Raw genomic sequence first — 12,151 nt, 5'->3', positions numbered from 1 at the left:
CCGGCGGGGATCAGTCCGCCGGGGATCTTCAGGGCCGCCGGTGGCGACCGTGGAAGGTGGTCTGCTGCGGGACCAGTGCGGGGGGCCGCGCGATGCGCGGCGCTACCTTGGCGGGCGGGCCGAGACCGCCGACGACCAGGGTCGCTCCGTGCTGTTCGCAGGTCCACACGGTGGCCGACTCCTGGCTCATGTCGTGCCAACCGAACGGACAGGCAACGGGGTTCGAGTCGTCGTCGGTCACCGTCGTCTCCTGTGCGGGTCCCCGCTGGTCGGCGAGCAGGCGTGCTAGTAGGCGCTGCACGGTCGCCCCCGGTCGTCGGTCTTCTTGCCTCCGTTCGGGCCCTGCGACTGCTCGTTCCTCTTGCCGTTCTTCTGGCTCAGGTCGTCCGGCTTACCGCTCACGATCGCGCCGCCTTCAGGTACCTGGTCACGCGGGCAGTTTGGCTCGGGGTGAGCTGCGGCGGGACGACGCGGTGAAGGCGCATGCCGTCTTCCCGCTCCGTCACCTTCACGGTGCTCGGGTCCGCCTGGATGTCGATCGCCTTCAGGGCGTCGTCGAACTGCGTACCCGCATCGGCGCACGCCTGGTACGGCGTGCGGGCAGGACTGGTCATGGGCCCTCCTCGCCTCTCCGTAGCGCTTCCACTACCGGGAGCACCCAGAGTTGCCTACAGTCGAGGCACCCATCAACTAGGGAAAACAGATTGATGAGTTGAGGTTGACCATGGTGAACCGCAAGGAGTTGAACCCCGAAGCGTCACCCGGCGCCCGCTTCGGGACGCGTTTGCGCAGGTTACGGGACGAACGCGGCTGGACACAGGACGAGTTGGGCGAGCGCATCGGGTGCACCGGGGCTCATGTTTCTGCCGTTGAAACTGGACGGAGGCCACCAACTCATCGGTTCGCGACAAGCGCTGACAAGGCGCTTGGGACTGGAGATTCGTTCGAGCGTGAGTGGCGCGAGATCAAACACGGTTCCTTGCTGGAGGGGTTCCCGGAGTACGTCAGCCACGAGGGCCAGGCCGCCGAGGTCCGTCTTTTTGAAATGGGTGTAATCCCTGGCCCGCTACAGACACGGGAGTACGCGGAAGCTCTAGAGGCGGTCAACGTACAGAGAGGGGACCTCACTGCCGATCAGGCAGTTGAGCGGGTGGACTTCTTAATAGAGCGGCAAATGGCGCTCGTCCGCCCCCCGGACCCCTTGGTGATTGTGGTACTGGATGAAAGCTGTATTCGACGGCCGATCGGGAGCCCCACGGTCATGGATCGCCAGTTGGCCCGCCTGATCGAGTTCGCCGAACAGCCAAACACGTCACTACAGGTAGCCCCGTTCACCATGGGGGAGCGACAGTCGCTCCGCCGACTGGTGCACCTCCTCACGCTGGTTGACCGGTCTGTGGTGTCCTACGTCGAGTCTCAGACTCAAGGCCACCTAGACCGCGAACTCGCCACCGTGTTGCCCCTGGTGAGGGCCTACCATCAGCTACAGACTGAAGCGCTCTCCCAAGCGGATTCCGTTGCCATGATCGAGCAGGCACGAAAGGGCACCCCGTGACGACCGACCCCCTCAACTGGATCAAGTCCTCTTACAGCGGTAGCAACGGTGGTTCCTGCGTCGAATGGGCCCCGGAGCACGCGGCGGCCACAGGTGAAGTACTGGTCCGTGACAGCAAGAACCCGAACGGCCCACAGCTCACGCTGACCCGGGAGTCGTTCGCCGGCCTCGTCGAGTTCGCCAAGTCACACGGCTGATCCATTCCGCCACACACGCGCAAGAATCAGAAACGGCCCCCTTCACCATCGTGGTGAAGGGGGCTGCTTGTGTCAGGCGGTGAGGTATGCGGCCACTTTCAGTACGTCGTCCAGGCCGGCCGCCGGCCCGGCCAGCTCCCGGGCTGCAAGGAACAGTTCCTCACGGGTGACCTCTCCCTGCTCGGTGTCGGGCTCGGCGGGTCGGAACAGGTCAGCTATTGCCTCACGGTGACAGCCGGAGCGTGCTCGGCAAGCAGAGGAGCAGGGAGCGTTGTCGTTCGGACACGGCTCCACCATGCGCTCCTCGGGCGCCGTCGGGACGGTCTCTCCGTCGGCCGCAATGGAGGCCAGGGTGACCGACCGCGCGAACCGGCGGGCGGTCTCGGGGGCAAGGTAGACGTACGTCGTCGCTTCCTGTCCGTCGTCGAGGCGCTGGACCTCCAGCTCCACGTACCCATCCGCGTCGGGGCGCCCGGCGATGCGTGCTCCGCCGTCGTACTCGCAGGTGAACTGATCAGCCATGATCTTCCTCCGGGGTGTTCTGCGTTCCTCGTGGCCTAGCCGTCGGCATCGACCAGCGGCCACGGGGCTCCGCCGTCGTGCGGGCCCACCGCCACCTCCACCTCCAGCTCCAGGTCCCGGCCCAGGTCCATCACGGAGGCACCGGCCAGGGTGGCGTCTTCCAAGGTCATGAATCGCATGCGCACGGGGTGGCGCTTCCTTTGCTCAGGGCCCAACAGGCCAGGGTGTGGGTGTACTTGGATGCGTTGCAGGTGCGGCAGGCGGCCACGACGTTGTCCGCTGTGTCCCGGCCTCCGCGGGCGAGGGGGAGCACGTGGTCCAGTTCCTCCGCTGGGCCGTCGCAGTAGGCGCAGCCGGACCAGCGGGCCAGGACTTCGTCCCGGTCGTACGGCGGAGGCCGGCGCCGTCTTGTCGGGCGCCGAGCTGGAGCCGGGCGCCTGCGGCGTCGGGTCACGCGGCCAGGTCCACGTCCAGGTCCACGCCCTCCAGGGCCAGTGTTTCGACGCGTGCGCGGAGGCGGTCCAGGGCGCGCTTCAACGTCTGCCGGGAGGTGGCCGGGGTGATGCCCAGTTCCTGGGCTATCGCGGTGTGGTCGGGTATCGGGAGGCCGTTGTGGTCGTAGCCGCTGAACAGGTGGGTCTCGGGCTCGAACCCGAAGACCATCCGGACGATGCGCGCGGCGTTGCCGGACAGCGTCTCCAGGAGTGCATTCGCCAGTGCGGCCTTGCGGGCCTGGTCGTGGCGGGCTTCGTCGGCCGGCTCCACTAGGTCCTCCGGCACTCCGCACCGGTACGGGTCTGCCATGGTGTCGCTCAGCGAAACGAACGCGTCGCCGGCGTGTGCCGGACCGTCCAGGGACTCCGCGCCCTCCAGGGCCTGGCGGACCCTGTGGGCGGTCTCGGCGCTCAGCCGGTGGTGGCTGGAGGGCAGGACGGTGGCGAGGTATTCCGCGGCCTCCATGTCGCCGCCGACGATCCCTAGGCACCCCTTGAAGGTGGCCACCGCGTCGGCCGAAACCGTCGGCCCGGAGCTGGTGTTGGCGGAGTCGGTCATGGCGCCCTTGATGCGGGCATGGGCGTAGGTGCTGAACAGTGCTCCACCGTCGGGGTCGTAGCGGCGGAGCGCTTCCAGCGCGGCCACCCTGCCCTCCTGGCGGCGAATTCCCGGGTAGGCCCGCGCATAGCGGGCCAGAGTGTCCCGCATGACTGAAACGGCAAGGCCGGTCTGCCTCGCCAGTGTCGCCGCGCCGCCCTGGTACGACGTTCCCAGGCCCGCGATTTTCGCCAAACCGCGTTGATGCTTGGTGAACGCGGGCCCGAACATGAGCGTGGCCGTGTGGTCGTGGAGGTTGCGGCCGTCACGGATGGCCTGGCACATGCGCGGTTCCTGCGACAGGGCCGCCAAGACAACCAATTCCACACTGGATTGATCCACGCTGAAGTAGGCGGCACCGGATTCCGCCACGACGCTCCGGCGGATTTCCCAACCCTTGGAGGGAAGTTGTTGGAGCGGCGGGTCCGAAACGGAGGCCCGCCCCGTCTTCGCACCAAGAGTGTTGATCTTCGGGTGGATACGGTCCTGGGCGTCGCGGTTCGCGAGCATGGCCACGGCGTACGACGTGCGCCACTTGGACGCCCGCTTGGCGCGAAGGACCGCGTCCGCCAACGGGTTGGGCGTGCGGACCTCCAACCGCTCCCACTTGCCGTTCAGATCCGCCAGGGGCAACAGCACCTCCTTGGCCACCGACGGGGCCCCGGAACCGGTCGTCTCCTCCCAGCTCTCTCCCATGCCCTGGAGCGCAGCCACCACCTGGCGGTCACTGTTGACGTTCTCGACGCCGTACCGGGCCGCCCTCGCGGAGTGCGTGGCCGCCTGCTCCTCAAGTCGGTTCACCAGGCCCTCCGTGTACGGCACGTCAAGGAGCATGCCGCGACGCTCCATGGCTGCGCAGATGGTCATGAGCTGGTGCTCGTACTCCACCAGCGTGTCCGGGATGCTGTGGCGGACCAGCTCCTGTTCCAGGTGGGGGCGCAGCCGGGCGGCCAGGAGCACGTCCAGGCCGGCGTAGCGCTGGTAGACCTCGTCCTGGTACGGCACTTGGGCCCAGCCGGTTTCCTTGGTCAGGCCGTAGGACCTGAACACCCGGTTCAGGCCAGCCTGGGTGTCCGGTGCCGCCGGGTCCACGTACCAGGCGGACAGCGGTTTGAGGCTGACGCCCACGCCCCCTTCGAAATCCTGCCTGCTGTCACAGAGGTGGGCGAGGATCTTGGTGTCCCGCACCCTCGGTGCGACGGACTCCAGCGACGCGACGCCGTGCCGATCCAGAACCAACAGGTCGTAGGCGGCGTTATGGATCACCAGCTCCGGACACCGGGTCACCACCGTGCGGGCCAGCTCCGTGAAGGCCGGCCCGCGTTCGACGGGGACGACGAACGCGGTATCCGCGGTGCCGTACTGCACGGTCCGCAGGCAGTGACTCGGGCTGAAGGTGTCCAGGCCGCTGGTCTCGGTATCCAGGGCCAGCGAACGCGGCTGGCGTGCGGTCAGCCAGTCCCGGGCCTGGAGCGCGTCGTCCTCTGTCTCCAGGGCGTAGATGGTGGTCTGGTCGCCGGCCAGTTGGTGGCGGTGGGTGATCAACGCGGGCTCCGTCATGGTGCGTCGGCCGCCGGCCCGCGCCGTGACATACGAAAAGGGGCCGCCCCGGGTGGGACGGCCCCTTTTCGTCACGCGCTTACGCGGTCCTGGGCTGGCCGAAGATGTCTGAGGTACCCGCATCCACTGGGGCCCGTGACGCTGTTCGCGCGTCCGCCAGATTTGCCAGGACTCGGTTCCCGTTGACTTTGCTCTCCCGCACTCCGGGGAAAGTGCGCATGGCGTCGTAGAACCTGGGGCGCGTCATTGTGTGCCGGATACCGCACTCCTCTGCCCATGTGCGGTATCGCTCCCACACGTCCGTGCGAGGAACCCGGGCGCCCTCCTGGACCACAAACTCCTCACCCACGAACCCGGCCAGGGGGTGGCTGGTGTCGCGGTAGTGGGCGGTCCGGCGCTCCACCGCCTCCGGGAAGACCAGGCCCCGGCCGGCGGCGTGCTCCCGGTACCAGGCCACGGCCCCACGAACCGCCCATGCTGCGATGCCCTCTCGCTCCGTCGCCAACGCCTCCTTCAGTCGCTTGTCCTCACGTCCCCGGAAGTCCTCCATCCACGGAACGACCCGCACGCGTTGCCAGAGCGCCTGGTCGGTGGCATCAACGTCGGGAGGGTAGTTGGTGTCCACCTGCACCAGGCACACCGGCCGGAACGTCAGCTCCTCCCTGGCGTAGACGCCCCGGGCCGTGATCGTCTGGTCCCCGGTGACCGCCTTCATCAGGGCCTGATCGAGAGGCATGTTCGCGGGCCACTCGGAGGAGATCACCAGGCGCCGGCCGCGTAGGCTGACAACGTCTGCCCGGGGGCCGCCGGACTCCCGCCGCTTCTGGAAGAGCGCGGGGTCCGCCCGCTTCGTGATCTCCCGGAACACCCGTTCCAGGGTCTCCGTGAACGTGGTCTTCCCGTTCGTCGTGGGGCCGACGTGCATCACAAAGCAGCGTTCGACGCCGTACCCGGTGATCCCGTAGCCGGTGAGCAGCTGAAGGAAGTTGGGCATGTCGGATGCGTGGGGATGGCATTCCTGCAAGAACCGCTCCCAACGGGGCGCCTGGGCCTCCGGGCGGTAGTCCACTTCCAGGACGGCCGTGTGTTCATATCCGCCGGATCGTGCGGCCGGGTCTGGCCGGTGCGCAGATCCACCACCGCGTTCTTAAACGCCAACAGGTTCGGGTCGGCGTCGAACCGGTCGGCCGTCGCGTACACACCAGGGATGCTCGCCAGCATCTCCACCATGGCCTTGACCCGCCCGGAATCCTGCGACTTCAGCGCCCACCGGGCACGCTTCTCCGGATCGTGGCCGGCCTCATCCTCCAGCGCCTGGATCACCGTCCGCACGTCCGCGTACAACGCTTCCTTCGGGATGAGTTGCCAGTGCGTCCCGTGCCACTTGTAGACCCCGATGCCGGGCACCATTCGGACGTGGCCGCCGAGCTGGAGGTAAAGCCGCGTGGCGTTGCCCAGGTCCGTAAGCGGCAGGGGCCCGGAGTCGCCGGCCGTCGACGCGGACGAAACGGGTTCGGGCTGCTCGTCCAGGACATGGAACGGTGCCCGGCGGACGGCCGCGTGGAGCTGGCCGGGGAACGACTCCGGGTCGCGGGCGCGCCAGTCGCTCAGGTCGTCCCCGGCGGGGGGGATCTCCACGCGCCGCACCATGACCCCGCCGCGGACCAGGGCGTCCGCCAGGACCTGAGTGAACTGAGCCCCGGCGGTGTCGCGGTCGCCGGCCAAGACCACGTCCCGATCCTGGAGGCTCTTGGCCAGTTCCTCCACCAGTGCGTCATTGCGGGCCAGGCCGGCTCCGCGGATCGCCACGGCGTCGTAGCCGACGCCCACGGCCGTCAACGCGTCGCCGGGGCCTTCGGTGATCAGGACGGTGCCGAAGCCGCTGTGAGCGGTGAACACGCCGTACTTGTTCCAGGCCATACCCTCCGGATTGGTGATCGACAGCCACCGAGCAGGACAGTGCCCGCTCAGGTCCCGGCCCTGAAGGCCACGGGGACGGCCGCTGAAGTCGTTCAGTGGCACGGTCAAGCGGGCGTACTTCTCGTACGCGGTGGAGCGGTAGGGAAACCGGTCGTCCAGGCCGGGAAAGTGCAGGCCCAGGCCCAGGGCCACCGCGCGCTCCGGCTCCAGGCCAAAGCGCCGGAGCACGTAGTCCCGAGCTTCTGGGTGCTCCGGGTCCAGGTAGGCAACGTTCGTGGTGTCCACGTACTGCGCCAGGGCCGCCAGACACCCGGGGTCCAGATCGCCGGGCAGCGGCTTGGCGGATGCCCGCGCGCCCTTGCCGGGCGCCCAGTCGAACAGGTCCGCCGGCCGCATGCCCAGGGCCGCCAGGATCGCGTCCCGGTCGCAGCCAGCCCAGCACCGAACCAGGAGCCTGCCGTCCTCCTTCAGGCGGAAGAACAGGCTGGGGTGGTTGTCGTCGTGGACAGGACAGGGAACTCCGTACTCCCCACGCTCCTCCAGCACCTCCGGGAACTGGGCCAGGAACTGGGTCAGGTCCTTGGTCGGGGTCGTCACGGGTTCTCCTCATGCGAAAGCGGGCGTGTCCGGCCCCATGCACTGGGGTCCGTGACACGCCCGCTTCAAGGAGGTCGTCATCTAGCTGCACTCGGCAGCATGGTCGGTGTATCCGGCCAATCAGTCGTAGCTGAGCGCCACGGACATCACTTCGACCCGCCATTCTCAAGGCGCCTCAGCATGAGTTGGAGGGCGCTGACCGTATCGCTGCGGTTCTGCACCTGACTCCCGGGCGCGGAGTCACTTTCCGCCTCGAGTACGAATTTCCCTTTTCGGCCAGTGAGATATGTGTAGGAAATATCCGCCTTCTGTCCATTTTGATCGGTGGCCTGATGGCCTTCCTCGGCCACTACTTCATCGAAGCCTTTAATTTCCGGAATTGCAGCCGCATGAACATCGTCAAACCGCACCTTGCCTTGCGTCTCCGCAGTGCATCTCTGCAGCTCGTCGTGATGCCGGGAAATGATGGACTGGGCAGAGCCCGTTGCCTGATAGGCAGTGAAAATAGATACGGCAATTACTGCGCCGTCTGGTTTTTTGACGTTGCGCCGGAGAGTGGCGAGAGCATTGTCTAGCGTTTGCGACACATAATTGCAGTTCTGGTCGACGGTATTTCCAGACAATTCGCTACTCTCGTATGGAGAGTCTTGCGTAAACTCAGGGCCCCAGTCTGCTGGCGTCAGCGTCACGCGCTTCGCGAGATCGCTGGCTGCTACAGACGAGTCGATATTCGGAATTGCCGAAGCGTTGCCTCCACCTTTGCCACCGCCGAGAACGAAGTAGAGCACAACCGCAATTGCAACAACCACAGTGGCAGCGCCAATGAGCACAGGCGGAGTGCGCCACCAAGAACGCCGCGGAGGCTGAGGGGGTGGAGGGGGCTGAGGACCTGACCCCGGCCCCTCGTACAGGGGACCACTCGGCGGGCCAGTGGGTGGTGGGTAACTCACGTGCCTCATTTACCACCCGTAGCGCTGACACCACACCGACGAGGAGAGGTTCACCTGACTGACAGGCGAAGCCGATCACCCCATAAGGCCATCCGTTCCAAGAACAAGCCGATCCAATCGCTCATTATTGTCTCCTGCCTCTGACCTGCGCAGCAGGACCAACACTTGGGCGAACGTGGCCAGATCCATGACTGCGTACCCGTCCGCCGCGGATCGCCGCGGCGCCTTGACGATGGCCACCCCAAGCGGGAACCCCGCGTGCGTGGCCTCCCGCTTGGCCTGCCGTACGTAGTCGGCCAGACGGATGGAACGTTCAGCCTTGCACTCCAGCACGAACGGCCGGGCGTGGAGGTCTCCCACGTCCCGTGCTCCGGTCTGCGCCGGCCGGATGACGTTGTCCGGGTCGTGCGGGTCCTTCCAGGGATAGGCCGCGTCCTTCCAGTGGTCCACGTACTGGCCGAGGGCGGTGTTCAGGTAGTGCCGGACCTCCCGCTCCCAGGCCGTCCCCTTCCGCTTGGCCGGGTTGCTCATCAGCGGCTCCGTCGAACAGCCGCCAGACCCACGCCCAGGGTCAGCAGGAACCAGGCGGCGCGACCGGCGATGGCCATTGCCATTGCGATGACCGCCAGGACCAGGAGCACGTCAGACACTGGCCGGCACCTCCGCCGGGACTGTCACGGCGACGTGTTCGGCCGCCACCGTCTCCACTCGGAACGTGGAGCGCTTGACCCAGCCGCTCTCGTTGCCGGTCGGCTTCACCTTCAGCATGGGGAGGACGCGGCCCTTGTAGTTCTCGGTGTAGGTCCGCAGGACGACGGCCTCCGCCATGCGCACACTGTTGCCGCGTCGGGCCGCGTACACCAGGGTGTCCCCCTCGCGGATCTCCTGACCGGTGAAGTCATGGATATGGCCTCTCTTGGCCACTGTGCTCTCCTTTGGTTCATGCCAGGCCGGCCGCGCGCCGCATCGGGCACACAGCCGGCCGAAGTTCGTTGGTCAGACGGGTGCGATCAGAACGGTGCGGAATCCGCGGTGGCCTTGGACAGGAAGGGAACGGTCGGGCCGGCCTCCGTCGAGGCGGGGCCGTGCACCGTCAGAACCGGCTTTCGGTACGCCACGTCCACCCCGGCCTTGGTGGTGAACTCGACCAGCTCCAGGCCCAGCGAACACAGGGCTGGACCACCGACGGCCTCCAGCTCCCGCCAGAGGGTTTCGACGCTCTTCATGAAGTCCCAGGAGCCGGTCATGAGCCGGAAGCGGCCGAGCCCAGGGGCGTCGGCCAGTCGGAATTCCACCCTCTGGTCCGGCTTCGGTCCGTGGCCGGCCTTGGCTGCGGCCTTGCGCTCCTGGATCGTGGTGGGGCAGCCGCACGGCTGGCCGTGGCGCGGGTCCTCTGGGTCGGTGAACTCCACGCCGTCGCAGGCGTGGATGGGCTTGCCGGTCATGCCGTACAGCGCCATCCGGAACGTCACGGCGTCCGGGCCGTCCACGATGACCTTGACGGTGTCCGTGTCGGTCAGCACCTCCAGAGAGTCTTCCTTGGTGGTCTCCCACGGTTCGGGCGTCCCGCCGTACAGATCAGCCACGGTCTTGCTCACCTCCGGGTCACCGGTCGTGATGCGCCACGCCTTCAGAGCCACGGGGCGGCCGTTGAGCTGCTGCCCGGCACGGAATCGGCCCACGTAGTCGGAAGTGAAGACCTTGGGGCGGGCGTTGGGGTCGGTGTCGAACACGCGGAGGGTGCGGGGTGCCACTGTGCTGGCTCTCCTTGGGAAGTGCTTGGAAATGAGACAGCGAAAAGGCCCGGCGCGTGGGCCGGGCCTCTCGCTACTTCCATGCACTGGGGGCCGTGACAGCCCCGGCCGGCCTACGCCGCGCGCCGCTGGGTTCCCGTCTCCGCTTCCCCGCCGGAGACCACCGGCCGGCCGACCACGCCGCGCTTGCCCTCCCGCTCCCAGTCGAACACCGCCCGCAGGTGAAGGAACGTCTGGAACAGCTCCGGCGTGTGCCGCACGGGCACCAACTTCCAGCCCTCCGGCCGAACGTGGAGAACGGCCGCCGCGTCGATCTCCGGAACGGGGACGGACTCCCCAGTGTCCGCCTTCACGATGCGGTCCGCGTTCGCGTACGCGGCGAGCTGCAACGCCACCTCCTCATGAACACCGGAGCGGGTCGTCTTCCAGTCCAGGACCACCGTCTCCCCGCCAATGCGCGCGATGGCGTCGAACGACCCGGCATAGTTGTGCGGGTCGCTCCACACCGCATCTTCCAGGAACAGGAACTCCGGCTGGACCTCGTCCAGGAATGCACGGAAGTGGTCGGCGTAGCTCCGGAGGGCCGGGTGGACGCGGGTCACTGCCTCGCCGCGGGCCAGACGCTCGAATACGTCGTGTGCGTCCGAGCCGATGTCGGCCGCCTGCCGGGTAACTCGGCGGGGCGCACCCTTGAGGTAGTCGATGGCGCCGGAGCGGTCGTTCATAGCCAGGCCGACTAGCGGGCCGATATTGTCCACGGCTGCCGTGGCCACCTCCTTGGCGGCCCAGAACTCAAGGAAGCCCTTCGGAAGCATGGACAGGACGGAGGTCACACCCGGCGCCTTGGCGCCCGTCTCAGGATCGACGTAGAACCGGCTTCCGGACCGCTGAATGGTGTTGAGTGCTGCCACGGTCTCTCCGCTCGCTCACGGGCCCACCAAGGGGCCGCGCTCAGTTGCTTACGGCGGAATCCACTGGGGCCCGTGACAGCCCCCTTCGGGGCCCAAAAACAGCCCTGCGCTCCTCCTTTCTCTGGACCGCATCAGGGAAGGAAGGGCACCAAGGCGGCTTTTCGACCCCAGACATGCGGAAGGGGCCCCGCTCCATGAGGGAACGGGGCCCCAGCGTGAGCGGGCGCATCGCGGCGACGCGCGGCCCGTCGTCCGCGCGTCAGCAGCAACCGCCTTGGTGCCATCGGACACTCAGCAAGGCGAAGGCCCCTGACCTCGATCGCAGGTCACGGGAGGCATAAGGCGCCTCCTGTCCGCTATACGGTTTGCTTCACCAACTTCGGTTCACCGCCGAGGGCCAGCTTGAAGTCGGCAAGGATGCCGAGTCCTCCAGACTGCACCTCTTCTGGCACATCAACCTCATGGAGAGACTCACCACTCTTGACTTCAATTTCGACTGGCGAGTATTCGTTTTCTGGGTTGATCCTTGCGGCAGCCTTAATGATGCCGTAATTATCGACAACGACCTTCATTTTCGCCATTTAAGCTCCAGAGGGGGTAACGACCATCGTCGAAATTGTGAAGGGCGTAACGATCTGAGGGTCAGCCACTTGAACTGTCACCCAGTGCCCGAAGAAACTGTGACCGGGAAATTCGCCTCCCGTGCTACCGCGTGTTTCAATCCCGTGAGCGACTGTCCACAGGGACTGCTTGCCTCCGAGTGGCCTGCTCGGGAATGCCTGCGAGAAAAGTGGAAAACCTCGCGCTCCTTGAGGAACGGGGAAACCGAATGCCCGGGGCTCCCCGGGACTCACGAATAGCTCTTCAGAGTCCTGAAGAGTAATGGACGCCATCTCGCCCTCCAGAGGTTACAATCGGGTGCATGCGCCTGCTCGACTAGGCGACATTTTCACCGTCGCCATCGAAGCAGTTCCACCGCAATAGATCGCTGTAACAGCGCACACCACAGAGCACTCATTTGGGTCACCTCGGCGCTTCATCTGGAGTCCAAATCACCCTCCGGTCGAGCCCCCATAGCGCTGTCTCAGTTTCC

15 protein-coding genes and 1 pseudogene are annotated in these 12,151 nt (G+C 66.7%); 2 read left to right on the top strand and 14 right to left on the bottom strand.

Going from position 1 to position 12,151, the window contains the following annotated elements; translation table 11 throughout:
• Window positions 1-28: 28 nt before the first annotated feature.
• Both CG747_RS24885 and CG747_RS24880 read right to left on the bottom strand, forming a co-directional pair.
• Window positions 29-241 (bottom strand): hypothetical protein, encoded by a 213-nt coding sequence (locus CG747_RS24885; RefSeq protein WP_100604041.1) that lies wholly within the window; start codon window positions 239-241, stop codon window positions 29-31.
• Window positions 242-398: 157 nt separating this feature from the next.
• Window positions 399-614, bottom strand: a complete 216-nt coding sequence (locus CG747_RS24880; RefSeq protein WP_100604040.1) for a hypothetical protein — start codon at window positions 612-614, stop codon at window positions 399-401.
• Window positions 615-724: 110 nt separating this feature from the next.
• On the opposite strand from CG747_RS24880, the gene CG747_RS24875 reads away from it, so the two are divergent.
• Both CG747_RS24875 and CG747_RS24870 read left to right on the top strand, forming a co-directional pair.
• Window positions 725-1,555, top strand: coding sequence for a helix-turn-helix transcriptional regulator (locus CG747_RS24875; RefSeq protein WP_100604039.1), 831 nt, complete (start codon window positions 725-727; stop codon window positions 1,553-1,555).
• Window positions 1,552-1,752: a DUF397 domain-containing protein gene (locus tag CG747_RS24870; RefSeq protein WP_100604038.1), complete on the top strand. Its 201-nt coding sequence runs from the start codon at window positions 1,552-1,554 to the stop codon at window positions 1,750-1,752. Before CG747_RS24875 ends, CG747_RS24870 begins: the two co-directional genes overlap by 4 nt.
• A 72-nt stretch (window positions 1,753-1,824) precedes the next feature.
• On the opposite strand, the gene CG747_RS24865 is transcribed toward CG747_RS24870, so the two are convergent.
• From CG747_RS24865 to CG747_RS47440, 12 genes and pseudogenes are all read right to left on the bottom strand, one after another.
• Window positions 1,825-2,274 (bottom strand): hypothetical protein, encoded by a 450-nt coding sequence (locus CG747_RS24865; protein ID WP_100604037.1) that lies wholly within the window; start codon window positions 2,272-2,274, stop codon window positions 1,825-1,827.
• Between the two features lie 35 nt (window positions 2,275-2,309).
• Window positions 2,310-2,444: a hypothetical protein gene (locus CG747_RS49815; RefSeq protein ID WP_257980701.1), complete on the bottom strand. Its 135-nt coding sequence runs from the start codon at window positions 2,442-2,444 to the stop codon at window positions 2,310-2,312.
• Entirely contained in the window at window positions 2,441-2,728 is a 288-nt protein-coding gene (locus CG747_RS24860) for an HNH endonuclease (RefSeq protein ID WP_100604036.1), read from the bottom strand. The genes CG747_RS49815 and CG747_RS24860 overlap by 4 nt, the downstream gene beginning before the upstream one ends.
• On the bottom strand, window positions 2,725-4,926 hold the full coding sequence (locus tag CG747_RS24855; RefSeq protein ID WP_180985696.1) for a DNA polymerase: 2,202 nt from the start codon (window positions 4,924-4,926) through the stop codon (window positions 2,725-2,727). Before CG747_RS24855 ends, CG747_RS24860 begins: the two co-directional genes overlap by 4 nt.
• Window positions 4,927-5,005: 79 nt before the next feature.
• Window positions 5,006-5,995 (bottom strand): phage/plasmid primase, P4 family, encoded by a 990-nt coding sequence (locus tag CG747_RS49810; protein ID WP_257980700.1) that lies wholly within the window; start codon window positions 5,993-5,995, stop codon window positions 5,006-5,008.
• 71 nt (window positions 5,996-6,066) lie between these two features.
• Window positions 6,067-6,846 (bottom strand): annotated as a pseudogene (locus CG747_RS49805) (toprim domain-containing protein); the annotation flags it as partial.
• Between the two features lie 743 nt (window positions 6,847-7,589).
• Window positions 7,590-8,231, bottom strand: coding sequence for a hypothetical protein (locus CG747_RS47445; RefSeq protein WP_146022158.1), 642 nt, complete (start codon window positions 8,229-8,231; stop codon window positions 7,590-7,592).
• A gap of 237 nt (window positions 8,232-8,468) precedes the next feature.
• Complete coding sequence (locus CG747_RS24845; RefSeq protein WP_100604035.1) at window positions 8,469-8,924, bottom strand: hypothetical protein; 456 nt, start codon at window positions 8,922-8,924, stop codon at window positions 8,469-8,471.
• Between the two features lie 111 nt (window positions 8,925-9,035).
• Window positions 9,036-9,317 (bottom strand): hypothetical protein, encoded by a 282-nt coding sequence (locus tag CG747_RS24840; protein WP_100604034.1) that lies wholly within the window; start codon window positions 9,315-9,317, stop codon window positions 9,036-9,038.
• 86 nt (window positions 9,318-9,403) lie between these two features.
• Complete coding sequence (locus CG747_RS24835) at window positions 9,404-10,147, bottom strand: hypothetical protein (RefSeq protein WP_100604033.1); 744 nt, start codon at window positions 10,145-10,147, stop codon at window positions 9,404-9,406.
• A 113-nt stretch (window positions 10,148-10,260) separates the two neighbouring features.
• Window positions 10,261-11,058 carry a hypothetical protein gene (locus tag CG747_RS24830; protein ID WP_100604032.1) on the bottom strand — a complete coding sequence of 266 codons (798 nt, stop codon included), beginning with the start codon at window positions 11,056-11,058 and terminating at the stop codon, window positions 10,261-10,263.
• Window positions 11,059-11,414: 356 nt separating this feature from the next.
• Window positions 11,415-11,639 (bottom strand): hypothetical protein, encoded by a 225-nt coding sequence (locus tag CG747_RS47440; protein WP_146022157.1) that lies wholly within the window; start codon window positions 11,637-11,639, stop codon window positions 11,415-11,417.
• Window positions 11,640-12,151: the final 512 nt, after the last annotated feature.

The sequence above is a fragment of the Streptomyces sp. CB02959 genome (assembly GCF_002803155.1).
In the GTDB taxonomy this organism is placed as follows: Bacteria; Actinomycetota; Actinomycetes; order Streptomycetales; family Streptomycetaceae; genus Streptomyces.
This window is presented reverse-complemented; position numbering and strand designations above follow the sequence as displayed.